The following is a 23,931-nucleotide window of genomic DNA, read 5'->3' on the forward strand; positions in this document are numbered from 1 at the left end:
ACACGTTACCGCCGGTCCACACCACCAAGCCATTGGCCGTCAACTCACCATGCAGCCGAGCGATATCCGCCCGCACACGCGCGATCGCGACCTCGATCTCGGGTTCATAGGAACTCATTTAGCATTCCGCCTTCGTTGTGTTGCGCTTTGAGACAACTATCACGCGGTTGTATGTTAGCGCACTATCAGCGCTAAATGTTAGCGCACTATCACGACGGTTTCTGGTTTCCAGCGCGCAGTCGATGCGGCACGCTCCCTGATGAACAGGTGAATTTCGACTGATATTCGTCACTGGGCGAAGCACCAGAGATCCCTCGCGATAGTGCGCTCTCGCACCCCATGAGGGTATTCTTGACCGATGTCGACTTCTCCCGTGGGCCCGGTGGGCGAGAGCCAGCGCCCGGCGAACCGCAGTGTGCGCATGATCGACGTGGCCAGGCTCGCCGGAGTGTCCCAACAAACCGTGTCGCGGGTCGTGAACGGCCACAGCAATGTGGGGCCCGAGGTGCGGGAACGGGTCGAACGGGCGATCACCCAGCTGCGGTACAACCGGAATTCGGCTGCACGCGCGTTGGCGACCAATCGTTCGATGAACCTCGGGGTGCTCAGCTATTCCCTGCCGGTGCACGGCTCGACAATGGTGCTCTTCGGCGTCGCAGAGGAGGCGCGCCGCAACGGCTACGCCACCAGCCTCGTGAGTATCTCCGATGTCGATTCGAATGACATCCGGGCGGCCGTGGACACCCTGCTCGGTGACTCCGTGGACGGGATTGTCGTGCTGGCACCGATGTCCGCCGCGGCCCCGGTACTCAACGGGTTGGACCTGGACGTGCCCATCGTCCGCTTCGAACAGGGCGCGCCGGCCAGCTCTCACGCCGTGACCATGGACGACGGGCTCGGGGCGCGACTGGCCACCCGGCATCTGCTCGACCTCGGGCATGACACCGTGTGGCATGTGGCCGGACCGCGGGGCTGGATGGCGTCGGACGCTCGCCGCGCCGGCTGGCTGGCCGAGCTGGCCGTCGCCCACCGCCCGGTGAACCCCGAGTTCTCCACGGCAGACTGGACCGTTGAATCCGGCTACCGTGCCGGACTGTTGATCGCCGAGAACCCGGCCATCACGGCGGTGCTCGCCGCGAATGACTCCATGGCCCTGGGCATCATGAAGGCCCTGACCGAACGTGGCCTGTCGGTGCCTGGCGACGTGAGCGTCGTGGGCTTCGACGACATGAGCGAGGCCAGGTATTTCCAGCCCGGACTCACCACGATCAGGCTCGACTTCGACGAGGTCGGCCGCCTCGCGGTCGGCCGTCTGCTGCAGCTGATGGGCGGCGAGGGCGCGGAGACGATTCCCGCGATCGCCCCGGAGCTGATCGTGCGCGACAGCACCACGGCGCCCCGCACCCGCGGCTGACGCCGAGTCCTGCAGGGGCTCGCGGTGTCGACCCCCACGAGCGACGCCATCAGACCGTATCGAGCTCACCCAACGCGGACTGAAGGGTGAGATCGACCCCGTGAGCCAGCATCCTTCGATAGGTCTCGTCGCCGCAGCTGGCCACTGAGCGGATGATGTCCCGTTGCGTCTGCACGCGTCGACGGATGAGCTCGAGCACATCGTCTGTCGTTCCGCCCCACCCGTAGACCCGGAGAATCGACTCCAAACGAGCCCGGCGCTCTCCGAATGCGGTGAATCCTTCGTCAACAACGAGCTGACGCGCGTGGAGCGGCACCCAGGAGAAGACGACCCAGGCGAGGTCTTCGGCGCTCGTGGTCGGGCCGGCCATGTCCCAGTCCACGAAACCCACGAGCCCGTGTGCATTCCAGACCGCGTTGTAGGGCGCCGCATCGTTGTGGCCGATGATCAAGCCGGGTTTCCACGCCCGGCCCTCGCGCCACCGCGACCCTGCGGGCGGGACGAAGTCGGCGACGGCGGAGTGATAGCGCCTGAGCCAGTCGCCCACATCCAGGAGCGCTCCGTCGCTGTGGGTCCAGCGCGGCCACGGGCGGAGGTTGCCGACGGTCGAACCGTCGAGATAGCTGAGCACGTCGCGGCCCTGCGCGTCAGAGCCGAGCGGGCGCGGCGCTCCGACGAAACCGGTGGATGCCAGATGCTGCAGAAGGGCGTTCACGGCCGGTGTCCAGGGGCCGGGAATTCGACGAATCGTGCCGTCGACCAGATGGGCACCGCCGTCAAATCCGCCAGCCAGTTTTCCGTTCACGCGGTAAGCCTCCCACGACGATGCCCCTGCCCGGAATTGCTTTTGTCCCGACGCGCTGCGATGTTTGCCACAGGGGGATACACATGAGACTTCGTGAACTGGTGGGTCGAGGGGCCGCGCTGCCGCTCGTCGGCGCACTCGCCGTCGGCGTTCTGCTGGCCGGCTGCTCGGGGAATGCCGACGACGACCAGTTGCCCGCGCTGCCGTTCGACACCGTCGCCATGCCGGTCGACAGGGCGCCAACGGCCACGCCCGGACAGCACCTCGAGGTCGGCGAGATCGCCCTGCTTCCGCAGTCCAACTACAAGGGTGTGCCGGGGGACGCGATCGAAACAACCGTGTTGGGTGTCGTCGAGGGAGAACCCTCCTATTGGGACGTTTTCGACAACGGTGCGGGGTTCGCGGGGGAAACCCCGTTCTTCGCCGTGATTCAGTACCGCTGGGTCACCGGCAGCGTGACCGCCTACGCGACCCCGCTCCTGCGTCCGGTGCTCGACGACGGCACCGAAGGCGGCATCGTGGAGCGCGAATACATGGGCTCCTTGACGGCGAACACGATCTGCCCGTTCGAGCTCGAGCGGTTCGACCTCGACGAGGACCGGGGACCGGACGAGTACCTCGCCTGTGTGCTGTACACGGCACCCAAAGGTTCCACGGTGGTCGGGTTGGGCTGGCACAACCTGGGTGGCATGGCTTTCTCGGCGCCTGATCCCGCCGTCAATCCGTTCTACCCCGCACCCGTGGTCTGGGACGTCACGCCGGTCGCGGTATCCGCGGGCGATTAGACCGACCTCGGTACGGTGACGCCCCTGGAGTTTCTCCGTGAGCCAAGTCCAGCGCCGCTGAGAGTTCGCTGACTGTGCCCTCGAGGGATATCGCCGTGCCGGGCGCGCGGGGTTTACTGGACCGATGGCTCAGACCGTCGCAGACCAGATCATCGCCCAACTCGTGGACGCCGGGGTGCGCCGCATCTACGGCATCGTCGGGGACAGCCTCAACCCCGTCGTCGACGCCGTGCGTCGAACCGGCGGAGCCGCCAAGGGCGGCATCGACTGGGTGCACGTGCGCAATGAGGAGGCCGCGGCCTTCGCGGCCGGCGCCGAGGCCCAGCTCACCGGACGCCTCGCCGTGTGCGCCGGCAGCTGCGGTCCGGGAAACCTGCACCTGATCAACGGACTCTACGACGCACACCGCAGCGGAGCGCCGGTGCTGGCCATCGCCAGCCACATCCCGACTGGTCAGATCGGAAGCGGCTTCTTCCAGGAAACCCACCCGGACCGGCTCTTCACCGAGTGCTCGCACTACCGGGAACTGGTCTCCTCCGCCGAGCAGTCGCCCAAGGTGGTCAACGCGGCCATGCGGCACGCGGTCGCCCTGAGCGGGGTATCGGTGGTCACCCTGCCCGGTGACGTCGCCGAACTCGATGCCGAGGGCGCCGTGCCCCGTTTCGTGTTGCCGGGGCGACCGACCGTGGTGCCCGCAGCGGATGACGTGCGTGCCCTGGCCGACGCGATCAACCGGGCCAAGACCGTCGCGATCTTCGCCGGGGCCGGCGTCGCCGGTGCCCACGACGCGGTGATCGCCTTCGCCGACCTCGTCGCCGCGCCCATCGGGCACAGCCTGCGGGGCAAGGAATGGATCCAGTACGACAACCCGTTCGACGTGGGCATGACCGGTCTGCTCGGCTACGGGGCCGCGCACGCCGGCATCCACGACGCCGACCTGGTGCTGCTTCTGGGCACCGACTTCCCCTATGAGCAGTTCCTGCCCGACGGCGACAAGGTGGTCATCGCCCAGGTCGACACCGACCCGTCCCACTTGGGCCGTCGGGTCAGCGTCACCCATCCGGTACACGGCGACGTGGCGGCCACGCTCGCGGCCCTCACCGACCTGGTGACGAAGAAGACCGACCGGGCTTTCCTCGAACGCACCCTCAAGAAGCACGAGAAACTGCTCAGCTCGGTCGTCGGCACCTACACGGATGTCGACCACGGCCGCCCGATCCACCCGGAGTTCGCGGCCGCCATGCTCGATGAGCTCGTCGCCGACGACGCCATCGTCACCGCCGACACCGGCATGGGCAACGTCTGGCAGGCCCGGTACCTCACCCCCAATGGGCGTCGCCGGCTGATCGGCTCGTACCTGCACGGGTCGATGGCCAACGCGGTGCCGCAGGCGATCGGCGCCCAGAGCGCCTACCCCGACCGACAAGTGGTCACCATCAGCGGCGACGGTGGACTGGCGATGTTGCTCGGCGAGCTCATCACCATCGCCGCGCAGCAGCTTCCGGTGAAGGTCGTGGTGTTCAACAACTCCACTCTGGGCCTGGTGAAACTGGAGATGTTCGTCGACGGGTACCCCGACTTCGGTGTCGACGTGCCCGCCGTCGACTACGCTGCCGTGGCCACCGCGCTCGGCTTCCATGCCGTGCGGGTGGAAGACCCCGCGGTGCTGCGGTCCGCGCTCACGGCCGCCTTCGCCCATGAGGGGCCCGCCCTGGTCGACATCGTCACCGACCCGCTGGCGCTGTCCCTGCCGCCGAACGTGACCGCCAAGCAGGTGAAGGGCTTCGCGCTGGCCCTGTCGAAGACCGTGCTCAACGGTGGGGTGGGTGAGGCGGTGCAGATGGCGCGGTCCAATATCCGGCACCTACCCGGGCTCTGACGCCCGCCTGACCCCGCGGGCTCACCCGAAACGGGTGACGCCGCGGCGGGCTGCGGGGGAGGACACTGTGCCTGACGCGAACCGATGCGGAAGGGACCCCATGTGGCGACGCCGATCAAGGAAACAACCCCAGAGGGACGAGGCGCACCCCCGAGGCGTGGCCAGCGACGAGCCGGTGATCGTCGGTCCGCCGGTCTCGTCGCACCGCAGCACCTCGATCCTCGTCGGTCTGGGCGGTGCCACGGTGGCGGTCTTCGGCCTGGCCGCCATTGCCGGCATCGCGGCGCCGATCCTCCTGGCGCTGGTGCTCACCATCTGCGCGCACCCGGTGCGCCGGGGCCTGGAACGGCGCGGCGTGCCGCGGGGTCTGGCCACGGGATCCGTTGTCGCGACGGTGTTCATCGTGCTGGCGGCCTTCGTGGCGGCGCTGGGCCTGGCCCTGGGCCAATTCGCCACCCTGCTGCCCCAGTTCTCCAGCCAGATCAGCGACATCGCCACCACCATCACCGACTGGCTCGCGAGCCTCGGATTCGGCTCGGCGCAGGTGCAGGCCGTCGAGGACAGCCTTGACCCGAGCAATCTGGCTTCGGTCGTCTCCGGACTCTTCGGCAGCATCACCAACATCACGGTCGCCCTCGTGATCGTGTTGACCATGCTGATCCTGATGGCGGCGGACGCCGGCTACCTGCCCACCCTGCTCACTCAACTGCGGCCGACCCGACCCACACTGGTGGAGGCCCTGACGAACTTCGCCTCCAGCGTGCGCCGCTACATGGTGGCCACCACCCTCCTCGGCATCGTCCAAGGTGTCTTGAACGCCGTGGCGCTCGTGCTGCTCGGGGTGCCGGGCGCGTTCCTCTGGGGGCTGCTGTCATTCCTGTGCAGCTTCATCCCCAATGTGGGCTACTTCATCGCCATCATCCCGCCCACGGTGTTCGCGTTCCTCACCGGCGGCTGGGAGCTCGCGCTGCCCGTGATCGTGATCTACGCGATCGTCAACGGGGTGGTGCAGTCGATCGTGCAGCCCCGGGTGGTCGGCAACGCCGTCGCCCTCAGCCAATCCCTCACCTTCGCCTCGGTGCTGTTCTGGGCGATCGTGCTCGGTGCCATCGGCGCGATCCTGGCGATTCCGCTCACCCTGCTGATCCGAACGATCCTGGTGGATGCCGACCCCGCGGCCGCCTGGTGGCGCCCCCTGATCGGCGACCTCGATGAAACCCGCACCCTGATGAAGGTCGAGGATGCCCGCCAGCGCGCCCTGCGCAAGGCCGGCCGGGCGGCCAAGTCCAGCCAGGGCAAGCCGACCAAGGGTGTGCCAGGCCCCGCCTAGCTGCCGGTCAAGGGCTTTTCTCAGGACCCGCTGGCAGAGTCGGTGCTCCGTTCTGTTGCCAGGAGGTTCCCATGCCCGCTGATCCCATTGTCTCCTCCCCGGCCGGCTCCGCCGCGGCCACCGCACCCCGCTCGCACTACGACGTGCTGGTGATCGGCGCCGGCCCCGCCGGCACGGCCGCTGCCCTCCGCGCGGCCGAGCTGGGGGCCGGGGTCGTGGTCGTCGAGGCCGATCGCACCGGGGGCACCTGTGTGAACACCGGCTGCGTGCCCACCCGGGCGCTCGCGAAGGCGGCCAGGCTGATGCGCGAGGTGCGCACCGCCGAGACCTACGGCATCGAGGCCGTCATCCAGCGATTCGACTGGCGCACCACGGCCGCCAGGGTCACCGAATCCGTCGACAGAGTACGGTCGATCAAACGCGAGGCCGAGCGGTTCAGCGCCGCCGGCATCGACCTCGTCCTCGAGGGACGGGCCCGGTTCGTCGACCCGCACACCGTGGAGCTCGACAGCGGCCGCCGCATCAGCGCCGACAACATCCTGATCTGCGTGGGCGGTCACTCACGCCGGCTGCCGATCCCCGGCGCCGACCTGGCGACGGTGCCCGAACACGTACTCACCCTGCCCGCCCTGCCCGAACGCCTCGCGGTGATCGGCGGCGGCAACACCGGCGCCCAGCTGGTGACCATTTTCAGTTCGTTCGGCTCGAGGGTGACGCTGCTCGACGTGGCACCGCGGATCCTGATGGCCTCCGACGCCGCCGTCTCCGCCGGGGTGACCACGGCGTTCCGCGAGCAGGGCACTCGGGTCGAGACCGGCATCGAGACCGTCGAGTCGCTGGTGAAGCAGCCGGATGGCTCGATCCTCCTGACCTGGCGTGCGGCCGGTGAACCGGTGTCAGGACAGTTCGATGCCGTGATCATGGCGACCGGCTGGCCGGCGGATGTCGACGACCTGGGCCTCGCGAACGCGGGCGTGGCCACGGAGCGGTCCGCGATTCCCGTCGACCAGTACTTCCGCAGCGAGGTGTCGCACATCTTCGCCGTCGGCGACGCGAACGGCCGTGACATGCTCGTGCAGGCCGCCCAGTTCGAGGGTGAGGCCGCGGCCGAGAACGCGGTGCTGGGCACCAACCGTCGCACCCCGCACCACCTGCTGCCCGCGGGCGGGTTCACCGATCCCGACTATGCCGGGGTGGGGCTCACCGAGGAGCAGGCACGTGCCCGTGACCCGCTCTGCGTGGTGGCCACGGTGCCGTATGCGAGCCTGGACCGAGCGGTGATCGACGACAGGGAACGCGGGTTCCTGATGCTGATCTCCGACCGGCGCCGGGAGCTGATCCTCGGTGCACACGCCGTGGGCGAGAACGCCATCGAGGTGGTGCAGTCGGTGACCACGGCCATCGCCGCCGGCGTGGATGTGGCGACCCTCGCCCACGTGCGGTTCGCCTACCCCACCTACAGCGCCATCATCGGCCTCGCGGCCCGCACCCTCCTGGCCGAGGCGCCGCCCGCCCAGCGCCCCTGAGGCATGCTCCTAGGCCCAACCGTTGCCCATGCGGACAGGTGCGCCCGGTACGCCGGGCACAGTTGTCCGCACGGGCAACAGTTGCGGTGGTCGAGGGGTGCCGCCTACTTGGCCAGGAAGGCCAGCAGAACCTCGTTGATCTCGGCCGCGTGGGTCCACAGCATCCCGTGCGGGGCGCCGTCGATCTCGACGTACTCGGCCGCCGGCAGGGCCTTCGCGAAGAGTCGGCCGGTGGAGTCGATCGGCAGGATGTTGTCGCTCGTGCCGTGCACGATCAGAGAGGGAACCGTGATCTTCGCCACGTCGGCGCGGAAGTCGGTGATCCAGGTCAGCGGGGCCGCGGCCGCCGCGAACGATCCGGAGCCGGCGGCCACATTCCAGCTGTTCTGCAGGGCCTCGACGCTCAGCCGGCTGCCGAGGTTCTCGGCCGTGTTGTAGAAGTTCGTGTAGAACTCGGTGAAGTAGGCGTAGCGGTCGGCCTTGACGGCGTCGACGATGCCCTCGAAGAACTCCAGGGGCGCGGCGCCGCCCGGGTTCTCGTCGGTCTTGAGCAGGAACGGCTCGAGGGAGGCGAGGAAGACGGCCTTCGCCACCCGGTCGGACCCGTAGCTGCCCAGGTACCGACCGACCTCTCCGGTGCCCATCGAGAAGCCGACCAGGACGACGTCCCGCAGGTCGAGGGTCTCGAGTACGACGTTGAGGTCGGCGGCGAAGGTGTCGTAGTCGAACCCGACCGTGGGCTGGCTGGACTGGCCGAAGCCGCGGCGGTCGTAGGTGATCACGCGGTAGCCCGCGTCGAGGAGGGCCGCAGACTGCTTCTCCCAGGAGTGCCCGTCGAGCGGGAAGCCGTGGATCAGCACCACCGGCTGGCCGGTTCCGTGATCTTCGTAGTAGAGGTCGATGTTGGTGCTGTTCTCTGTGCCAACCGTGATGAACGACATGTCATGGTCCCCTTCGTCTGCCAGAGAACGTGCGTTCTCCGATCTGTTTGCTAGCCTAGAGAACGAACGTTCTCAATGCAAGTGAGGTTTGTGTGAACACTGTAAGTAGCCCGCGTGAAGTCGCGACCGCCGCCGCCGACCGGTTGTACTACAGCCGGGGCATCCAGGCCGTGTCGATGGACGAACTGCGCGCCGAGACCGGGCTGTCACTGAAGAAGCTCTATGCCCTCTTCCCGTCGAAGGAGGCGATCGTGCTCGCCGTGCTGCACAGCAGGCACGAGCAGTGGTCCGCCGGCCTGGAACGCGCTGCCGCGACCGCGACGACCCCGCGCGAGCGGGTGCTGTCGATTTACGACTATCTGCTCGAGTGCTTCGTCAGCGACGACTACCGGGGCTGCGGATTCGTGAACGCCTTCGGTGAACTCGGTGCGACGGTGCCGGCCGTGGCCGAGGCCGCCCGGGCCCAGAAGGTCGGTTTCCAGGGCTACGTCGGGAAGCTGGTCGCGGCGGCCGGCGCCCCGGCCGAGCTGGCACCCATGCTGGTGTTGCTGGCCGAGGGCGCTCAGACCACCGCGGCCATCTGTGGCACCCCGGATGCCGCCAGATCGGCCCGCGCCGCCGCCGAGGCCCTGCTCGACGGGCCCCGCGCGGCCTGACCATCGTCGCGACGCGGGCGCGCACGTCCGTGCAGGGTGGGGCGTTCAGTATCTCCGAAGTTGACCCGGGTGCGGGCGTCGGCGCAAACTGATCCCGTGGACACTCAAGAACGTCAGCAGCACGAAGACCAGGCCGTCTCCCAAGTCATCGACAGGCTGGCCGAGAAGTTTCCCGATCGGCCGCGGTCGGTCATCGAAGGCGTCGTCACCGAGGAACGCCACCTGCTCGACGGCAAGCCGATCCGCGACTACGTCCCGGTGCTGATCGAGCACGGGGCCAAGGCACGCTTGCGCGAACCCGCCCGACCCCGCACCATCGGCTGACCCCGGGTCAGCTCTTCTTCTTTTTCTTGGCCTTGGCCTCCGCGGCCAGCTCGGTGATGCGCGCCGCGTGATCGGGCACCGGGCGCGTGAGCTCGCGCGGTGGCCGCTCGTAGTCCGACGACGGCGGCCGGTGCGGGATGTGCACGGGCGGCGGCTCCATCTGCTCGTAGGGCACCATCGACAGGAAATGGCTGATCATATTCAGGCGGGCGGCGCGCTTGTCTTCGCTTTCGACCACCCACCAGGGTGCCTCGGCGATGTCGGTGTGCACGAACATCTCGTCCTTGGCCTTCGAATAGTCCACCCACTTGGTGATCGAGAGCACATCGGTGTCCGAGAGCTTCCAGCGCCGCATCGGGTCGTTCAGCCGTGACCGGAAGCGCAGTTCCTGCTCCCGGTCGGACACCGAGAACCAGTACTTGAGCAGGATGATGCCGTCTTCGACGAGCATCCGTTCGAACAGGGGAGCTTGGTGCAGGAACCGGCGGTATTCGTCTGGCGTGCAGTAGCCCATCACCTTCTCGACGCCCGCACGGTTGTACCAGGACCGGTCCATCAGTACGATCTCGCCCGCGGTGGGCAGGTGCTCGATGTAGCGCTGGAAATACCACTGGCCGCGCTGGCGGTCGGTGGGCACGGGCAGCGCCACGATGCGCGCAATGCGCGGATTGAGGTACTCGGTGACCCGCTTGATGGCCGACCCCTTGCCGGCGGCATCACGACCCTCGAAGATCACCACGATCCGGGCGCCGGACTCGCGGACCCACTCCTGCATGGTCACGAGGTCGGACTGCAGCCGACGCAGCTCGCCCTCGTAGAGCTTCTTGTCCATGCGGGGTGTGGCGGATGCATCCTTCTTCGCCATGCGCGGGTCCTCCCTGATTCACGTGCGCTCAGCGTACTCGGTGGCGTGACGGCGCCGTGGCGTTTCGCGGCGCCCGGCCTAGGCTGGGGCCGACGGGAGCCGGTGGGTTCCCCGCATTCGCTGACGAATGGAGACCCTGATGACCGACGGAACGCCTGCCGAGCCCTGGCAGCTCACGACAGCGCCCGGCACCTCGACGTACTCGATGTACCGCGAGGGCGACGAACTTGTCTGCCAGGTGGGCGCCACGACCCTGAAGTATCAGGCCAGGGCCATCGACGACCTGCACGCCTGGCTGGTCGAGCAGGGCGACTGGGTGCCGCTCGGCGCCAGCGACGAACAGAAGACCGCACCGGAGGGCAGCGTCGAAGCGTGGGGCCGGTCCCCGGACAATCCGGTCGGCGGCTGGTACGGCCTGCGCAAGGGCTACCGCGGTCGCTTCGGCATGTACCTGCCCCCGCTGCTCGAGCACCTGGGCCTGGCCGAGCTCACCCACGAGAAGCGCAACAATTCGATGCGGGCGCTCTGAGTCCGGCCGCGCTGAGCGCAGCCGCGCTGCATCCGGCTAGGCTGGCCGGGTCGACCGCAAGAAAGGGGCCCCGGATGCGCGCACGCACGTTGATGCCGCCGGCGTCGCCGACTGCCCGCTTGTCGGTGCTGCTCGGCCTGAGCCTGGGCTCCGGGTTCGGCCTCGGTGCGCTCTCCCTCGGCGGCCGCGGCTTCGGCGAGCTGCTCGCCCTCGCGGCGCTGTTCACCCTGGCCGCCTCGGCCGTGGCCGTCACCGGCGCGGCCCAGCAGGTGCTCGCGATGCTGGTCATGGTGCTCACCGGCGCCCCCACCCCCGTCGCCCGGCCATACCCCGAGCTGGCCTCCCAGGTCGGCCAAAGCGTTCCGGATGCGCCAGGGAAGCCTCAGCCGCGCGCCCCGGGCCGCGCCCTCCCGGTCGCCTAGGGAGCTCTCTCGCGCCGCACCCGCCGGGTGCCCCGCCGCCCTGTCGCGACCATACGGTTCCTCTTTTTCCGTATTCCGACCGGGAGCTTTCCATGGACATCTATGCCTTCGGCCCCATCGCGGCCGTGCTCGACGCGGCCTACGCCGTTCTGCACAACCTCACCCTGTTCCTCACCCCGTTCGCCACCGCGAACGCGGCGGCCCTCGCCGTCATCGTGCTCACCCTCGCCCTGCGCCTGCTGCTCATCCCGGTGGGGGTATCCCAAGCGCGCGCGCAGCAGCTGCGCCAACGCCTCGCCCCGCGGCTGACCGAGCTGCGGCGGCTGCACGGCACTAACCCGGAGCGTCTGCAACGCGAGACGGCCGCCCTCTACGCCGCCGAGAACGCCTCGCCGCTGGCCGGGTGCCTGCCCCTGCTGGTGCAGGCGCCGATCCTCTCGATCGTCTACGGCCTGTTTGTGTTGGGCACCATCAACGGGCACGACAACGCCCTTCTCGCAGCTGGCCTGTTCGGCAGTCCGCTGGGCACCAGCATCCTCACCGGCTGGGGTGCCGGGCCCACCCCCACGGTGCTTCTGGTCGGCGGCGTGCTGCTCGGCGTGCTGCTGGTGGCCCAGCTGCTCAGCCGACGGCTGATGCTGGCCCAGGGAGCCGTATCCGCCGCCGCGCCCGCCCCTGGCGCGGCGTCGCCGGCCGCCCCGGGTGCGCTCTCGCCCGCCGCCCAGGCGACCATGACCGGTGTGCTCAGCTGGCTGCCGCTGATCAGCGTGGTCTTCGCGGCCTTCGTGCCGCTGGCCGCGGCGATCTACCTCACGGTGAGCGCGCTCTGGGGCGTAACCGAGCGAGCGCTGCTGTGGCGGATGCTGCGTCCGGCGCGCTAATCCGCCGCGCTAGCCCGTCGCGGTACGGACAGTAGCGCGGCGCCGACTTGCCGCAAAACGCCCCATCGCGCGCCCGAGGGGGCAGTTTCCGGCAAGTCGAGCGCGGGTGATACACGCACGTGCCGCAAGATCCCGCTAGGGACGGTCGGAGGGGCATCTTGCGGCAACTCGGCATGTCCGGGCGCGAAAAAGCGGCAGGCGCTCCCAGTGCCGGGGGCGCCTGCCGCAGTCGAGGGCCGTGCGGGTCAGGCGACGCTGTTGGCGTGCGCCCTGGTGCCGGAGACGCTGACGCCGGGCTGGCTCTTCGAGCACAGCACGACGAGGATCACGGCGACGCCGACTACGATGTGCGGCAGCCAGGCGTTCGGCGCCTCGTCAGCGAAGCCGAACAGGAACGGCGACGCGATCAGGACGATCGATGCCAGCACGTCGAAGACGAGGTGGATCGGCATGCCGATGACCTTGATCAGGCCCAGCTCGTAGCGGGTGAACAGGCTGTAGAGGATCAGGCCGACGCCGAGGACGCGGGGAACGATGACCGCGGCGCCGCCGACCTCTTCGAACATGAAGATGGTGGGGGCGAGGATCAGGGCGATCGCAACGACGTAGTCGAGGACCGCGTGGACCTTGGTGGGAATGAATCGCATGGGGGAGCTCCTGAAGTGTGAACCGCAAGGCCCGTTGCCTCACGACACTGATTCGCCGCCGTCGGCCGGATGGTTTGGTCGCCCCACCGAACCCGGTCGGCGGAGCCGCCTCAGCAGCGTTCGTATACGTACCCCGGTGCACCGGTCACGACGAGATCGCGGTCGCGCAGGATCATCGACCGCGGCCGGTCAGGCACCGCGCAGACTGCGGCGAAGTCAACGCGCAGGTCGTCGGTGTATTCGATGGCCAGCACCCGATCGCCGTAGGCCGCCCGGTAGAGCCCGCACTCCTGCCAACGGTCGCATTCCTCGGCGACGGCGAAGTCGAACAGCTCGGCGAGGGGCTCCGCCAGGTCGGCGGCGTTCTTCTGGCCGATCGCCAGGCCCTCGTCGTGCGCGGCGGCGACCAGGATGCGCGCGAACGCGACATTGTCCTCGGCGGTGAGCAGACCGGCCGACCGGGTGTACGAGTCGAGGTTGTCGATCTCCACGGCGTCGAAGCCGGACGTCGCACAGTTCGTCAGTAGGGGGAGCAGCAGCGCGGCGAGTGCGGTGCGCTTCCCGGCGCTGCCGGTGTCGAACAGAAGCTCGTCCGGCCAATTCTCGTCGCGCACCGGCCCGCCGCCGGCTGTAAGGATCAGCTCGGGCGAATCCTCGAGTATCCGCTGGGACTCTGCCGGCTGGGTCTGGAAACCGTTCAGGTAACACACCGAGTAGAGGCCGGCCGCGGGCTCATCGGTGCTGTCACGCACGACGATGTCCACTCCGGCTGGTGGGTCGTAGGCGCCGCCGAGCTGATAGTCGAGGCCACCGCCCACCGGCGGCGGCACCGGGCCGGATGCGGGCGACGGGCCGGACGCGCAGCCGGACAGCGCCAGGCCCACCAGCACCCCGACAACACAAACGCGCCGCCGGGCGGCAGCAGACAGGCTGCGCATCCGGCGACGCGTCAAGGTGATGAACTACAGAGGTGGTGAACTAGGCGACTTCGGCGACGCTGGCGTTCAGCACGTCGTCAAGGGTGACGAAGGCCTCTTCTTCGGTGGACTTCTGCGCGAGCGCGAGCTCGGAGACGAGAACCTGGCGAGCCTTGATGAGCATCCGCTTCTCGCCGGCGGAAACGCCGGAGATGCGGTCGCGGCGCCACAGGTCGCGAACGACCTCGCTGACGCGATAGACGCTGCCGCTGCCCATCTTCTCGGTGTTGGCCTTGTAACGACGCGACCAGTTGCTGGGCTCTTCTTCGACATCGCTGCGGAGCACGTCGAAGACGGCCTCGACACCGGCGGCGTCGATGACGTCGCGCACGCCGACGAGCTCGGCGTTGTCGATGGGCAGGTTGATGGCCAGATCACTCTGGTGGACGGTGAGCGTGATGTAACGCTTCTCGACACCCTTGATCGTGCGGGTCTCGACCGCGGTGATGGTTGCCGCGCCGTGGTGGGGATAGACGACGGTCTCGCCGACTTCGAAAATCATCTGATGCAGCCTCATAATTCGTTGAGCGTGGTTGACGTATCACCCGGACGGCGGCGCGGGGCGCCGGCCGTGCTCCGCCGCGGTGCTGCCACAGCCGATTCGACGCACCCAGGGCAACTCACTGGATACAACACGCGACTGAAAATGGCACAGCGGTTCGTTAAGGGTATTCGGAGAGTGTATCATTCCCGCCTCGCTGGCCCTATTCGTGTCCGCGGCCGGTTTTCGGCTACTTGTGGCGGTCCTCGAGCTCGGACACCCGCTGCACGATCCAGGACGAGAGGGTGGCCGTGAGGACACCCAGCACGGCCACGCCGCCGAGCATCAGCGCGGTGGCGATGGTGCGCCCGCGCAGGGTGACCGGAGTGAAATCGCCGTAGCCGACGGTGGTGATGGTCACGGCGGCCCACCAGAAGGAGTCACCGAACGAGGTGATGTTGGCGTCCGGGGTCGCCCGTTCGGCCTCGAGTACGGCGAGGGCGGCGATGTAGGTGACCAGGGTCGCGGCGCCGGCGAGGTAGACCAGCACCCTGGCGCGAAAGGCCGTGCCCGCAGACTGCTGGAAGACGTTGCTGTGCGCGACGACCCGCAGCAGCCGCAGTGGCCGCAGCAGCGGCAGCAACACGAAGAGCAGGTTGACCGGATGGTGCAGCACCCACTGCCAGGGGTGGTCGGCGAGGGCGATCTCCACGAGGTAGCTCACCGGGAACAGCGCCCAGCTGACCAGGATCAGCAGCCGCAGGAGGTCGGCGGTGGCGACATCCACATCGCCGATCACCGTGATCGAATAGGCGACCAGGAAGAGGATGGCTGCGATCGTGAGCGGCCAGTCCACCGCCTGTTGCCAGCGTGTCTGGCGCTGCCCGCCCCACGGGTTGGTACGGATGCCGGTCGCCATCATGCGGGCATCCTGCCACCGGCCGGGGACCCGGCCAATGGCGGCGGGGCCGCGCCGACGGTTCTACGTCGCCCGCGCGGCGATGAGGGCGCGGGCGAGCCGCTCGACCAGCGCGTAGGGCACCGGGCGTTTCAGCGGAAACAGCACCGTGTCCTTCTCGCGCTGACCGGGCAAGGCCGGCGGATGCCCGGGGCCGGATCGGCCGGATGGTGGCAGGATGTGCGCATCAATGACGGGAGTCTCGTGGCACAGGCGCGGCGTGACGATGACCCGTACGAGCGCGCCCTGACCGATCCGGACTTTCTGCGCGCCGTGACCGCGGCCCACCGGGGCCACTGGCCGGTGCTCGACGCGCTCTGGTGGTGCAGGCATCCTGCCGAGGCGGCCCCGAGCGGCAGCCCCTCACCCGTCGCCCGGCTGAGCAGCCTGCAACGCCGGTTGTTCGCGGCGGATGGCGACGCGGCCGGCGACGGTGCCGTGGCCGATGCCGTGCGTGAGCTGGAAGCGGAGATCGGGGAAGAACGGGCGAACATCGGCGCGGCGCTCGCTGCAGCGCACGCGGGTCGCGAGCCGCCGGACACCGAGTCGCCGGCCATCGAGCGGCCGGGCACCGAGTCGTCCGGCACCGAGCAGCCGGCCACCGAGTTGCCGGCCACCGGGACGCCGTTCGCTCCTCACGTCGTCGTCGGCAGCAGTGTCGTCGGCAGCACGCCCCGGTGGGTGCCTCCGCGCCGCCGCCTGCTGCTGGGCGCCGGCCTGGTCGGAGCGTTGCTGCTCGGAGCCCTCGTGGGCAGCCAGGTGACCAGCGCCAGTCGGTCCGGCGCCCCGGAACCCACCCCCACCGCAACCAGCACCCGCACCCCGACCGTGCCGGTGCTGGCGGCCCAGGTCTTCGCCCGGGTCCAGACCGGCCAAGACATCCCGCGGGTGCCGCTGCCGGGGGCCTACGACCCCGCCTCGTTCAGATATCTCGGCTCGTCGGGGTGGCGGGACGTCGATGCCAACGGCGTGACGGATTCGCCCTACTACGCCGCGCGCGGTGCGTCGAACACGATCTGCCTCGTGGCGATGCCCGAGGGCGCCGGCTATCTCACCACCTGTACCCTCGAGGCGGACTTTCCCCGGGGCGGCCTCCGCCTGTCCTGGCAGAGCAGCGACGTTCTTCCGGTGGAAGAGAACGGCCGGACAGCGATGGTGATGGACATCACGGTGACTTGGATGCGGGACTCGACGATCGAGACGCGGGGCACCGGCCGGGCGCTGGTCCCCTGAAGCCGGCCGCGGGGTGTGACAGGCTGGGTGCAACAATGATGGGGGTTTCATTGGTTGAGAACGTCTACGACGACCCGTATGACCAGGCGCTGGCTGATCAGCGCTTCCTGGCGGCGGCGACCGCGGCCCATACCGGTCGGTGGAACCTGCTCGATGCGCTCTGGTGGGAGTGGCACCCTGAAGACCCCGCCCCGAGCGGGAGCCCGTCGCCCATCCACCGGCTGCGGGAGCTGCAACGCCGGGTCTTCGCGGCGGATGGCGACGCTGCCGGCGACCACGCTGTGGCCCAGGTCGTGCGGGAGCTCGAGGCCGAGATCGTGGCCGAACGCTCGGCCGCGACGGACGCGATCACCGCCGCCCACGCTGACCTCAGGCGCCGCATGGCCGACCCGGAGCCGACCGCCCCGACAGCCGACGGCCCGCCGCACCTCGACCCGACCGAGGCCACCGGCGACTCACCCGCACCGGCGACACCCGCCGAGGTCCCGACCGGGCGCACCGCGCGCCGACGGTTGCTGCCCTCCGCGATCGTGGCCGTGGCCCTGGTCGCGGCAGCCGTGATCGGCGCGGTGTTGGGCAGCCGGCTCACCGAGGCGGCCTCGTCGCCGGCGCCGTCCGCGAGCGCCACCGCCGAGACACCCGGCAACCCGGCGGCGCTGTTCGCGCAGGCGCAGCGTCCGGAGGACATCCCCGCGCGGGCGATGTCCGCCACCTTCGAGCCGGACTCCTTCAGATATCTGGGCTCGGCGGGGTGGGCAGAGGGCCCGAACCTGGTGGGGCGGTCACCGTTCTACGCGGTGCGGGCGAGCGGCAGCCTGATCTGCCTCGTTGCGATTCCGGAGGGCAGCGGCTACCTGTCGACCTGCGCTCTCGAGTCGGAATATCCGTCGATCGGGTTGCGCCTGTCCTGGGAGAGCGCTGACTACCTCGCGCAGTTGCCGCCGGACTTCTACGTGGAGGACGAGATGGGCGACATGATCGGTGATGTCACCGTGATCTGGGGCCGCACGGGTGAGGTCACCTCGGAAATGACGCTCCGCTCGCCCACCGGCCCGTAGCCCCCCACCGGGGTGAGCGCACCGCCGGCCCGTGTGTCAGGCTGTGCCCAGCGATGAGGGGGACCCAGTGGCACAGCACCACGACGACCTGTACGACCTGGCGCTGAACGACCCCGAATTCCTCGAGGCGGTGCGCTCTCACCACGCCGGGAGTTGGGACGTTCTCGACGCGCTGTGGTGGGCATCGCATCCGCTCGACACGTCGCCGGGCGGCTTGCTCGCGCCGCTGGCCCGAGTGCGTGCTCTGCAACACCGGGTGTTCGCGGCGGACGCCGACGCCGCGGGCGATCATCGGGTGCACGAGGACCTGCGCAGGCTCGAGGCCGAGATCATTCGGGAGACCGGCGCCATCGATGCGGCCGTGATCGCTGCGCAGACGGGTGTCGGCGCGGCGCTCGCCGGAGCCGACAACCTGGGTGGCCCCGGAGACACCGCCGAACCCGACGCGGTCGGCGAAGCGGATGACTGGCCGGCGGCGGATGCGCCTCGTCCCGCCGCGGGGCGACGGCGGTTGTTGCTCATCGGCGGACTCACCGCCGCGGTGCTGGTGGGCGTGATCGTCGGCGGACAGTTTTCCGCCGGCACCGTGCCGGGCGGCGCGCCCGCGCCCTCGACCACCGCTGCCAGCACTTCACCACCCCTCGCGCTGTCGGCCTTCCAGCGGGAGCAGACGCCGGAGGACCTGCCCGCGATCCCGCTCCCCGAGGTGTTTGACCCGCCGACCCTGCGGCAACTGGGTTCGATGGGCTCGGTCGAGGCGGGATCCGTGCCGCAGCTGGTCTACTACGTCGCCCGCACGACCTCGAACATGGTCTGCCTGATCGTGGTGCCCCAGACCCTGGACTATTTGTCCACGTGCACCCTGGAGCAGGAGTTCCCGGCGACGGGGTTGCGGCTGTACTGGCGGGCGGAGGGAATCTTCTCGTCGCCGGTCGACGGCTCCCTGACGGGCCCGCTGAATACCTACCTCACCTGGCGACCCGACGGGAGCGTGGAGTTGGGCTCCGAGGCAGCGGTCGGCTGAGGCGGCTACAGCCCCTGCTCCACCATGTCGATCACCCGGGTGATCAGGGTCTGCTTCACAGGGTCCGGCAGGGCCCGCAGCGGCCCGTCGATGAACAGTTCCGCCAGCCCGTGCACGGCAGACCAGGCCAGGAACTCCGCTGCCGGCCGGCGCTCGGCCGGCAGTAGACCCTCGGTCACCAGATCATCGAGCGCGACGGTGAGCAGCTGGAACGGGGTGAGGCCGCGCTCGCCGGCGCGCGCGGAGCTGGTGGCGCTCTCCAGGTCCGACGACGCCGAGAACGCGGTCTGGAATCGGCCGGGCTCCTCGAGGGCGAAACGCAGGTACCCGGTGCCCACGGCGCGAAAGCGCAGCCGGGCCGACTCTGTCGCGTCCGTCGCGGGGATGCGCGCCTGATCGGCCTCGATGGCCCCCGCCACCAGCGCCTGGCAGCTCGAGCACACGGCATCCAACAGCGCTTGCCGGTCAGCGAAATGCCGGTACGCCGCGCTGGGGGTGACCCCGACCCGCCGGGTGGCCTCCCGCAGCACCACAGCGGACGGCCCGCCCTCGCCGGCCAGGTCGACGCCGGCCTCGATGAGGGCGCGGCGCAGGTCGCCATGCCGGTACGAAGTTCGCGCCGGAGAATTGCCGAGACCCGTTGTCAACGCGCATCCGTTTCGTTACGATAAAAGCTCACATGTGCACAACGTACACATATCAGTGTAGCCATCCGACGGCAGGGGTATGGCATGACAATCATCGAAGCCTTCGGGCTTACCAAGACCTACAAATCCAAGTCCGGACCGGTGCACGCGCTCGCCGGACTCGACCTGACCGTGCCGCGCGGCACCGTCAAGGCGATCCTCGGGCCCAACGGTGCCGGCAAGACCACGGTGGTCAAAATCCTGACCACCCTCATCCGGCCCGACACCGGCACCGCTGTCGTGGACGGCATCAACGTGCTCGAGGACCCGAAGGCGGTGCGCAGCATCATCGGGGTTTCCGGCCAGTACGCGGCCGTCGACGAGAACCTCACCGGCTTCGAGAACCTCGAAATGGTGGGCCGGCTCTACCACCTCGGCGGCGCGGCCTCCCGGCGGCGGGCGCAGGAGCTGATCGACCTGTTCGAGCTCACCGCGGCCGGTAACCGGCCGGTGAAGGGCTTCTCCGGCGGCATGCGGCGACGCATCGACCTGGCCGGCGCCCTGGTGTTCAACCCCAAGATCCTCTTCCTCGACGAACCGACCACCGGGCTCGACCCGCGCAGCCGGATTGCGCTGTGGGGCGTGATCAACAAGCTCGTCGACAACGGCACCACGGTGCTGCTCACCACCCAGTACCTCGAGGAGGCCGACCAGCTGGCCGACAGTATCGCGGTCATCGACTATGGCAAGGTCATCGCCGAGGGCACCTCCGACGAGCTCAAGGCGCAGATCGGCGGCCACCGGGTGGTGATCGCCCTGGTCGACGCGGCCGACGCCCCCGCCGCCCGCGAGGTGCTCGCCCGGTACGGAGCGGGTGAACCGCAGGTTTCCAGCGACAGACGCGGCCTCGACGTGGCCGTGACCGACGGCCCGCCGGCGCTGCAACAGGTGCTCGCCGACCTGCGTACCGCCGGCATCCAACTGCACGACGCCGGCATGCGCCGGCCCACTCTCGATGACGTGTTCCTCAAGCTCACCGGGCACAAGGCCGACATGGCGGCGGGCGAAAACGAAGACGACAAGATGGAGAAGGTGAAATGACCGCCACCGCCACCCGGCCCGCCCCGGCGCCGCCCACCTGGAACCCGCTGTCGCTGTGGTATTCGGACGGCTGGACGACCACCAAGCGCAACCTCATCAAGATCAAGCGCACCCCGGACATGCTGGTGTTCGCCGTCATCCAGCCGATCATGTTCGTGCTGCTGTTCAGCCAGGTGTACGCCGGCGCCATCGCGGTGCAGGGCACCGACTACGTGCAGTTCCTGATGGCCGGCATTTTCGCCCAGACGGTGGTGTTCGGCTCCACCTTCTCCGGGTCGGCCATGGCCCAGGACCTCAAGGACGGCATCATCGACAGGTTCCGCAGCCTGCCGATGAGCTCGTCGGCGGTGCTGGTCGGCCGCACCAACGGTGACCTGGTGCTCAACACCATCTCGATGATCATCATGATGGCAACCGGCTTCCTGGTCGGCTGGCGGGTGAACTCGTCGATGGGCGAGTTCTTCGCCGGACTCGGGCTATTGCTGCTGTTCAGCTATGCGTTCAGCTGGGTCATGGCGCTGCTGGGCATGAGCGTGCGCTCACCCGAGGTGATCAACAACGCCTCGTTCATCATCCTGTTCCCGATCACCTTCATCTCCAACGCGTTCGTGCCGATCGAGACCCTGCCCGACCCGTTGCGGGTCTTCGCGGAACTCAACCCGGTGTCAGCGCTCGTGCAGGCCGCCCGCGAACTGTTCGGCAACGAGGGCAGTGCTCCGGTGCCGGATGTCTGGACGCTGCAGAATCCAGTGCTGACCGTGCTCATCGGGGTTGTTGTGCTGCTCGTGGTGTTTGTGCCATTGTGCATCCGTAAGTTCGCCTCGATCAGCTCCCGCTGACCGGGTTCGGAAACTCAACCAGAGGGAGCTGATCATGACAACATCAGAACTGACCTACCTGCGTGGCTTCAGCGGGTTCGCCGTGCCGGACCTGGAGGCAGCCCGCGGCTTCTACCGGGATGTGCTCGGACTCGACGTCGTGGACAACCCGATGGGCCTGCTGGAAATCACCCTGCCGGGCGGCGCGATGGTGATCGTCTACCCCAAAGAGGACCACGAACCCGCGGTGTTCACCATCCTCAACCTCGCAGTGGCCGACATCGAGCTGTCGGTGGATGCCCTGGTGGAACGTGGTGTGGAAATGCTGCGCTACGACGGCTTCGAGCAGGACGAGCGGGGAATCGTACGCGGCGGCGGGATGCCAACCGGCGGCTGGTTCGCCGACCCGGCCGGCAACGTCATCGCAGTGATGGAAGCCTGATTTTGGTGACCGAGGTCGCGACCGCGCCGTACGACGTGAAGCGAGAACTGCGCGCAGTCTACGCCCCGAAGAACCGGGACTGGGAGACGCTGGTGGTGCCGCCGCAACGCTTCCTCGCCGTGGACGGGTCGGGGAATCCGAACACGGCGCCGGCCTACGTCGAGGCCGTCGAGGCGCTCTACGCGGTGTCGTACACGGTGAAGTTCACCAGCAAGCGCGGTGGCGGCCGCGACCTGGTGGTGGGCCCGCTGGAGGGGCTCTGGTACGCCGACGACGCATCCGTGTTCAGTGCCCGCGACAAGGCCGCGTGGAGCTGGACCATGCTGATCAGCCAACCGGACTGGGTGAGCGACGGGGCGATCGAGGAGGCCATCACGGCGGCCCGCGGCAAGAAGAAGGCGCTGCCCGCCCTCGACCGGGTGCGCATAGAGCGGCTCGACGAGGGACTCTGCGCGCAGCTGCTGCACGTGGGCTCCTACGACGACGAGGCGCCGGCGCTGGCCCGGCTGCACGGCGAGGTTCTCCCGCAGGCGGGCCTCCGCGAGCGCGGCCGGCACCACGAGGTCTACCTGGGCGACCCGCGCCGCGTCGCGCCGGAGAAGCTGCGCACGGTGGTGCGGCAGCCGGTGTCGCTCGCGTAATTGCGCGACCCACTTCCGCGAGTTGCCCACCTGCGGACGAGTTGCCCCGGTGCGCCGGGGCAACTCGTCCGCAGCGGGGCATCTCGGGGGTGGTGTTCCCCGCGGGGACGTGCGGGAGGCGGGTCAGCGACCGCCGCGGCGCTTGCCGGCCTGCGGGCTGGGGGAGTTGCGGGTGCGGCCGGCGCTCTGCGTCTTGCGCGCGGTGGCCGGTTTGGCCGCCGCAGCCGCGGCGCGCACTGCTTTGGCGGCGGCCTTGGCCTTGGCGGTCTTCTTTTCCTTCTTCACGGGCTCGTCGCCGGCCGCGACCGCGTTGGTGCGTGAGCTGTCCGGGGTGCGGCCGCGCACGATGCCGATGAACTCCTCCACGTCGGGCGTGGTGTCAACCGTGCGCCAGGCCAGTGCGATGCGGCTCTCGGCGGTGTCCTCCACCGGCTTGGAGACGACATCCTTGCGGCTGTGCAGGCGGGCCACCGAGTGCGGCAGGATGACGATGCCCACGCCGGCGGCGACCAGTTCCATGGTCTCGTCCATGTCGCGCATCGGCGGCAGCGGGCGGCGGCTGCCGTCGCGCACCTCAACGGCCGCGTCGCGCCACTCGGGGACGTCGTCGGGATCCTGCAGCAAGTGCTCGTCGACCAGGTCGGCCACGACCACGCTGTCGGCGTCGGCCAGGAAGTGATCCTTCGCCATCACCAGCACGGGGATCTCGTTGTACAGGTTGATCAGGCTCAGGCCGTCTTCATCGATGGGCAGGCGCACCAGGCTCACGTCGGCGCGGCCGTCGCGCAGAACGAGCTCCTGATCGGCGATGCTGGTGCGGAAGACCGAGAGCTCGACCTCCGGGCGCCGCTCGGCCCAGATGCGGGTCCATTTGGTGGGGGTGACCCCGGCGACGAAGGCAATGGAAAAGGTCACCGGCATCCTCTCGTGTGCAAAATCAGTGTGGGTGGTGGCTCCGCGGGCGCGTGCGACGTGCCGGCGGCGGGCCGTTTTGGTGGTGTCCGGGCGCAGGACACCGAAACCATAGTGCTCTCAGGCTATACGCTGGAACCATGAGCGAGAAGAAGCCCCAGACCATGAAGCCGGCCACGGCTGCCCAGAAGCTCGGGATTCTGCTCGAAGCAGCACCCGAGGAGTTCCAGTCCACGCCGGTGTCCCGCACCGAGCTGGCCGCCCTCGAGGCGAACCCGCCGGAGTGGCTCACCCAGCTGCGCGCCAACGGCCCGCACCCCAAGCAGGTCGTCGCCGCCAAGCTCGGCGTGTCGATCTCAGGCCTGGTGCGCGGTGAGGTCACCGAGCCGCTGACCAGCGCCGAGATCCAGGCACTGCTGCAGCAGCCGCCGGCCTGGCTCGTCACAGAGCGCGCCACCCAGTTCGAGGTGCGCGAGGAGCAGATCCGCGTGAAGGACCGCGATGCTGAGAAGGCCCGCAAGAAGGCGCACGCCGAGCGTTTCGCCGCACAGAACGAGAAGGCCGCCCGCAAGAACTCCTAGCTCTCTGGTTTCACCGAGTTGCCCCGCCCCGGACGAGTTGCTCCATTGGGACGGGGCAATTCGTCCGTTCGGGGG

General features: G+C 69.0%; 27 protein-coding genes and 1 pseudogene. 18 read left to right on the forward strand and 10 right to left on the reverse strand.

Features of this window, described 5'->3' with window-relative positions; translation table 11 throughout:
• Positions 1-118, reverse strand: a pseudogene (locus E3T19_RS19580) (L-ribulose-5-phosphate 4-epimerase); the annotation flags it as partial.
• 240 nt (positions 119-358) lie between these two features.
• Here E3T19_RS19580 and E3T19_RS03680 point away from each other — a divergent pair.
• Positions 359-1,414: a LacI family DNA-binding transcriptional regulator gene (locus tag E3T19_RS03680; protein ID WP_370294247.1), complete on the forward strand. Its 1,056-nt coding sequence runs from the start codon at positions 359-361 to the stop codon at positions 1,412-1,414.
• A 49-nt stretch (positions 1,415-1,463) separates the two neighbouring features.
• On the opposite strand, the gene E3T19_RS03685 is transcribed toward E3T19_RS03680, so the two are convergent.
• On the reverse strand, positions 1,464-2,219 hold the full coding sequence (locus E3T19_RS03685; protein WP_134408142.1) for a phosphotransferase: 756 nt from the start codon (positions 2,217-2,219) through the stop codon (positions 1,464-1,466).
• An 83-nt stretch (positions 2,220-2,302) separates the two neighbouring features.
• Here E3T19_RS03685 and E3T19_RS03690 point away from each other — a divergent pair, with 83 nt between their 5' ends.
• The 4 genes from E3T19_RS03690 (at position 2,303) to E3T19_RS03705 (ending at position 7,739) form a co-directional block, all read left to right on the forward strand.
• Complete coding sequence (locus E3T19_RS03690; RefSeq protein WP_134408143.1) at positions 2,303-3,004, forward strand: hypothetical protein; 702 nt, start codon at positions 2,303-2,305, stop codon at positions 3,002-3,004.
• 124 nt (positions 3,005-3,128) lie between these two features.
• Entirely contained in the window at positions 3,129-4,883 is a 1,755-nt protein-coding gene (locus tag E3T19_RS03695; RefSeq protein ID WP_134408144.1) for a pyruvate dehydrogenase, read from the forward strand.
• A gap of 157 nt (positions 4,884-5,040) precedes the next feature.
• The gene (locus E3T19_RS03700; protein ID WP_241979986.1) at positions 5,041-6,213 is read left to right on the forward strand and encodes an AI-2E family transporter; all 1,173 of its coding nucleotides are present in this window, start codon (positions 5,041-5,043) and stop codon (positions 6,211-6,213) included.
• 71 nt (positions 6,214-6,284) lie between these two features.
• Complete coding sequence (locus tag E3T19_RS03705; RefSeq protein ID WP_134408146.1) at positions 6,285-7,739, forward strand: NAD(P)/FAD-dependent oxidoreductase; 1,455 nt, start codon at positions 6,285-6,287, stop codon at positions 7,737-7,739.
• 104 nt (positions 7,740-7,843) lie between these two features.
• Here the strand turns inward: E3T19_RS03705 and E3T19_RS03710 are convergent, their stop codons facing one another.
• A complete protein-coding gene (locus E3T19_RS03710; protein WP_088457262.1) occupies positions 7,844-8,680 on the reverse strand; it encodes an alpha/beta fold hydrolase in 837 nt (278 codons plus the stop codon).
• A 92-nt stretch (positions 8,681-8,772) separates the two neighbouring features.
• Here E3T19_RS03710 and E3T19_RS03715 point away from each other — a divergent pair, with 92 nt between their 5' ends.
• Positions 8,773-9,336: a TetR/AcrR family transcriptional regulator gene (locus E3T19_RS03715; RefSeq protein WP_088457261.1), complete on the forward strand. Its 564-nt coding sequence runs from the start codon at positions 8,773-8,775 to the stop codon at positions 9,334-9,336.
• Positions 9,337-9,432: 96 nt separating this feature from the next.
• Positions 9,433-9,660 (forward strand): three-helix bundle dimerization domain-containing protein, encoded by a 228-nt coding sequence (locus tag E3T19_RS03720; protein ID WP_088457260.1) that lies wholly within the window; start codon positions 9,433-9,435, stop codon positions 9,658-9,660.
• 7 nt (positions 9,661-9,667) lie between these two features.
• Here the strand turns inward: E3T19_RS03720 and ppk2 are convergent, their stop codons facing one another.
• Complete coding sequence (gene ppk2, locus E3T19_RS03725; protein ID WP_240632267.1) at positions 9,668-10,525, reverse strand: polyphosphate kinase 2; 858 nt, start codon at positions 10,523-10,525, stop codon at positions 9,668-9,670.
• A 139-nt stretch (positions 10,526-10,664) separates the two neighbouring features.
• On the opposite strand from ppk2, the gene E3T19_RS03730 reads away from it, so the two are divergent.
• From E3T19_RS03730 to E3T19_RS03740, 3 genes are all read left to right on the forward strand, one after another.
• On the forward strand, positions 10,665-11,054 hold the full coding sequence (locus E3T19_RS03730; protein WP_088457258.1) for a DUF6855 family protein: 390 nt from the start codon (positions 10,665-10,667) through the stop codon (positions 11,052-11,054).
• Between the two features lie 74 nt (positions 11,055-11,128).
• A complete protein-coding gene (locus E3T19_RS03735; RefSeq protein WP_103478879.1) occupies positions 11,129-11,476 on the forward strand; it encodes a DUF6412 domain-containing protein in 348 nt (115 codons plus the stop codon).
• Positions 11,477-11,568: 92 nt separating this feature from the next.
• Complete coding sequence (locus E3T19_RS03740; protein ID WP_088457256.1) at positions 11,569-12,357, forward strand: membrane protein insertase YidC; 789 nt, start codon at positions 11,569-11,571, stop codon at positions 12,355-12,357.
• A gap of 245 nt (positions 12,358-12,602) precedes the next feature.
• Here E3T19_RS03740 and E3T19_RS03745 read toward each other — a convergent pair whose 3' ends face one another.
• The 4 genes from E3T19_RS03745 to E3T19_RS03760 form a co-directional block, all read right to left on the reverse strand.
• Positions 12,603-13,004: an SPW repeat protein gene (locus tag E3T19_RS03745; RefSeq protein ID WP_088457255.1), complete on the reverse strand. Its 402-nt coding sequence runs from the start codon at positions 13,002-13,004 to the stop codon at positions 12,603-12,605.
• Positions 13,005-13,114: 110 nt separating this feature from the next.
• Positions 13,115-13,942 carry an endo alpha-1,4 polygalactosaminidase gene (locus E3T19_RS03750; RefSeq protein ID WP_088457254.1) on the reverse strand — a complete coding sequence of 276 codons (828 nt, stop codon included), beginning with the start codon at positions 13,940-13,942 and terminating at the stop codon, positions 13,115-13,117.
• Positions 13,943-13,982: 40 nt separating this feature from the next.
• Complete coding sequence (locus E3T19_RS03755) at positions 13,983-14,483, reverse strand: CarD family transcriptional regulator (RefSeq protein ID WP_066597804.1); 501 nt, start codon at positions 14,481-14,483, stop codon at positions 13,983-13,985.
• 229 nt (positions 14,484-14,712) lie between these two features.
• Positions 14,713-15,384, reverse strand: a complete 672-nt coding sequence (locus E3T19_RS03760) for a potassium channel family protein (RefSeq protein ID WP_088457253.1) — start codon at positions 15,382-15,384, stop codon at positions 14,713-14,715.
• A gap of 180 nt (positions 15,385-15,564) precedes the next feature.
• On the opposite strand from E3T19_RS03760, the gene E3T19_RS03765 reads away from it, so the two are divergent.
• From E3T19_RS03765 to E3T19_RS03775, 3 genes are all read left to right on the forward strand, one after another.
• A complete protein-coding gene (locus E3T19_RS03765) occupies positions 15,565-16,653 on the forward strand; it encodes a hypothetical protein (RefSeq protein WP_134408147.1) in 1,089 nt (362 codons plus the stop codon).
• A 50-nt stretch (positions 16,654-16,703) separates the two neighbouring features.
• On the forward strand, positions 16,704-17,711 hold the full coding sequence (locus E3T19_RS03770) for a hypothetical protein (RefSeq protein ID WP_088457251.1): 1,008 nt from the start codon (positions 16,704-16,706) through the stop codon (positions 17,709-17,711).
• Between the two features lie 67 nt (positions 17,712-17,778).
• The gene (locus tag E3T19_RS03775) at positions 17,779-18,735 is read left to right on the forward strand and encodes a hypothetical protein (protein WP_088457250.1); all 957 of its coding nucleotides are present in this window, start codon (positions 17,779-17,781) and stop codon (positions 18,733-18,735) included.
• A gap of 5 nt (positions 18,736-18,740) precedes the next feature.
• Here the strand turns inward: E3T19_RS03775 and E3T19_RS03780 are convergent, their stop codons facing one another.
• Complete coding sequence (locus E3T19_RS03780; protein ID WP_088457249.1) at positions 18,741-19,382, reverse strand: TetR/AcrR family transcriptional regulator; 642 nt, start codon at positions 19,380-19,382, stop codon at positions 18,741-18,743.
• An 84-nt stretch (positions 19,383-19,466) separates the two neighbouring features.
• Between E3T19_RS03780 and E3T19_RS03785 the strand changes: the two genes are divergently transcribed.
• Genes E3T19_RS03785 through E3T19_RS03800 form a run of 4 tightly spaced genes read left to right on the forward strand, consistent with a single transcriptional unit; the run spans position 19,467 to position 22,363 of the window.
• Entirely contained in the window at positions 19,467-20,462 is a 996-nt protein-coding gene (locus E3T19_RS03785; RefSeq protein WP_088457248.1) for an ATP-binding cassette domain-containing protein, read from the forward strand.
• Positions 20,459-21,301, forward strand: a complete 843-nt coding sequence (locus tag E3T19_RS03790) for an ABC transporter permease (RefSeq protein WP_088457247.1) — start codon at positions 20,459-20,461, stop codon at positions 21,299-21,301. The genes E3T19_RS03785 and E3T19_RS03790 overlap by 4 nt, the downstream gene beginning before the upstream one ends.
• A gap of 34 nt (positions 21,302-21,335) precedes the next feature.
• Positions 21,336-21,722, forward strand: a complete 387-nt coding sequence (locus E3T19_RS03795; protein ID WP_088457246.1) for a VOC family protein — start codon at positions 21,336-21,338, stop codon at positions 21,720-21,722.
• Between the two features lie 5 nt (positions 21,723-21,727).
• Positions 21,728-22,363, forward strand: coding sequence for a GyrI-like domain-containing protein (locus tag E3T19_RS03800; RefSeq protein ID WP_134408148.1), 636 nt, complete (start codon positions 21,728-21,730; stop codon positions 22,361-22,363).
• 123 nt (positions 22,364-22,486) lie between these two features.
• On the opposite strand, the gene E3T19_RS03805 is transcribed toward E3T19_RS03800, so the two are convergent.
• The gene (locus tag E3T19_RS03805; RefSeq protein ID WP_103430495.1) at positions 22,487-23,284 is read right to left on the reverse strand and encodes a LysR family substrate-binding domain-containing protein; all 798 of its coding nucleotides are present in this window, start codon (positions 23,282-23,284) and stop codon (positions 22,487-22,489) included.
• Between the two features lie 131 nt (positions 23,285-23,415).
• Between E3T19_RS03805 and E3T19_RS03810 the strand changes: the two genes are divergently transcribed.
• Positions 23,416-23,856 carry a DUF5997 family protein gene (locus tag E3T19_RS03810; protein ID WP_088457244.1) on the forward strand — a complete coding sequence of 147 codons (441 nt, stop codon included), beginning with the start codon at positions 23,416-23,418 and terminating at the stop codon, positions 23,854-23,856.
• The last annotated feature ends 75 nt before the right edge of the window (positions 23,857-23,931 follow it).

Source organism: Cryobacterium sp. TMT4-31, assembly GCF_004403385.1.
GTDB classification, from domain to species: domain Bacteria; phylum Actinomycetota; class Actinomycetes; order Actinomycetales; family Microbacteriaceae; genus Cryobacterium; species Cryobacterium zongtaii.

What these genes read in the sequence shown, in the direction of transcription:
- E3T19_RS03750 (WP_088457254.1), bottom strand. Translation starts at nt 13,942, where the DNA reads ATGCGCAGCCTGTCTGCTGCCGCCCGGCGGCGCGTTTGTGTTGTCGGG.
- E3T19_RS03680 (WP_370294247.1), top strand. Translation starts at nt 359, where the DNA reads ATGTCGACTTCTCCCGTGGGCCCGGTGGGCGAGAGCCAGCGCCCGGCG.
- E3T19_RS03745 (WP_088457255.1), bottom strand. Translation starts at nt 13,004, where the DNA reads ATGCGATTCATTCCCACCAAGGTCCACGCGGTCCTCGACTACGTCGTT.
- E3T19_RS03705 (WP_134408146.1), top strand. Translation starts at nt 6,285, where the DNA reads ATGCCCGCTGATCCCATTGTCTCCTCCCCGGCCGGCTCCGCCGCGGCC.
- E3T19_RS03695 (WP_134408144.1), top strand. Translation starts at nt 3,129, where the DNA reads ATGGCTCAGACCGTCGCAGACCAGATCATCGCCCAACTCGTGGACGCC.
- ppk2 (WP_240632267.1), bottom strand. Translation starts at nt 10,525, where the DNA reads ATGGCGAAGAAGGATGCATCCGCCACACCCCGCATGGACAAGAAGCTC.
- E3T19_RS03810 (WP_088457244.1), top strand. Translation starts at nt 23,416, where the DNA reads ATGAGCGAGAAGAAGCCCCAGACCATGAAGCCGGCCACGGCTGCCCAG.
- E3T19_RS03690 (WP_134408143.1), top strand. Translation starts at nt 2,303, where the DNA reads ATGAGACTTCGTGAACTGGTGGGTCGAGGGGCCGCGCTGCCGCTCGTC.
- E3T19_RS03730 (WP_088457258.1), top strand. Translation starts at nt 10,665, where the DNA reads ATGACCGACGGAACGCCTGCCGAGCCCTGGCAGCTCACGACAGCGCCC.
- E3T19_RS03740 (WP_088457256.1), top strand. Translation starts at nt 11,569, where the DNA reads ATGGACATCTATGCCTTCGGCCCCATCGCGGCCGTGCTCGACGCGGCC.
- E3T19_RS03795 (WP_088457246.1), top strand. Translation starts at nt 21,336, where the DNA reads ATGACAACATCAGAACTGACCTACCTGCGTGGCTTCAGCGGGTTCGCC.
- E3T19_RS03805 (WP_103430495.1), bottom strand. Translation starts at nt 23,284, where the DNA reads ATGCCGGTGACCTTTTCCATTGCCTTCGTCGCCGGGGTCACCCCCACC.
- E3T19_RS03755 (WP_066597804.1), bottom strand. Translation starts at nt 14,483, where the DNA reads ATGATTTTCGAAGTCGGCGAGACCGTCGTCTATCCCCACCACGGCGCG.
- E3T19_RS03760 (WP_088457253.1), bottom strand. Translation starts at nt 15,384, where the DNA reads ATGATGGCGACCGGCATCCGTACCAACCCGTGGGGCGGGCAGCGCCAG.
- E3T19_RS03735 (WP_103478879.1), top strand. Translation starts at nt 11,129, where the DNA reads ATGCGCGCACGCACGTTGATGCCGCCGGCGTCGCCGACTGCCCGCTTG.
- E3T19_RS03790 (WP_088457247.1), top strand. Translation starts at nt 20,459, where the DNA reads ATGACCGCCACCGCCACCCGGCCCGCCCCGGCGCCGCCCACCTGGAAC.
- E3T19_RS03765 (WP_134408147.1), top strand. Translation starts at nt 15,565, where the DNA reads ATGCCCGGGGCCGGATCGGCCGGATGGTGGCAGGATGTGCGCATCAAT.
- E3T19_RS03710 (WP_088457262.1), bottom strand. Translation starts at nt 8,680, where the DNA reads ATGTCGTTCATCACGGTTGGCACAGAGAACAGCACCAACATCGACCTC.
- E3T19_RS03785 (WP_088457248.1), top strand. Translation starts at nt 19,467, where the DNA reads ATGACAATCATCGAAGCCTTCGGGCTTACCAAGACCTACAAATCCAAG.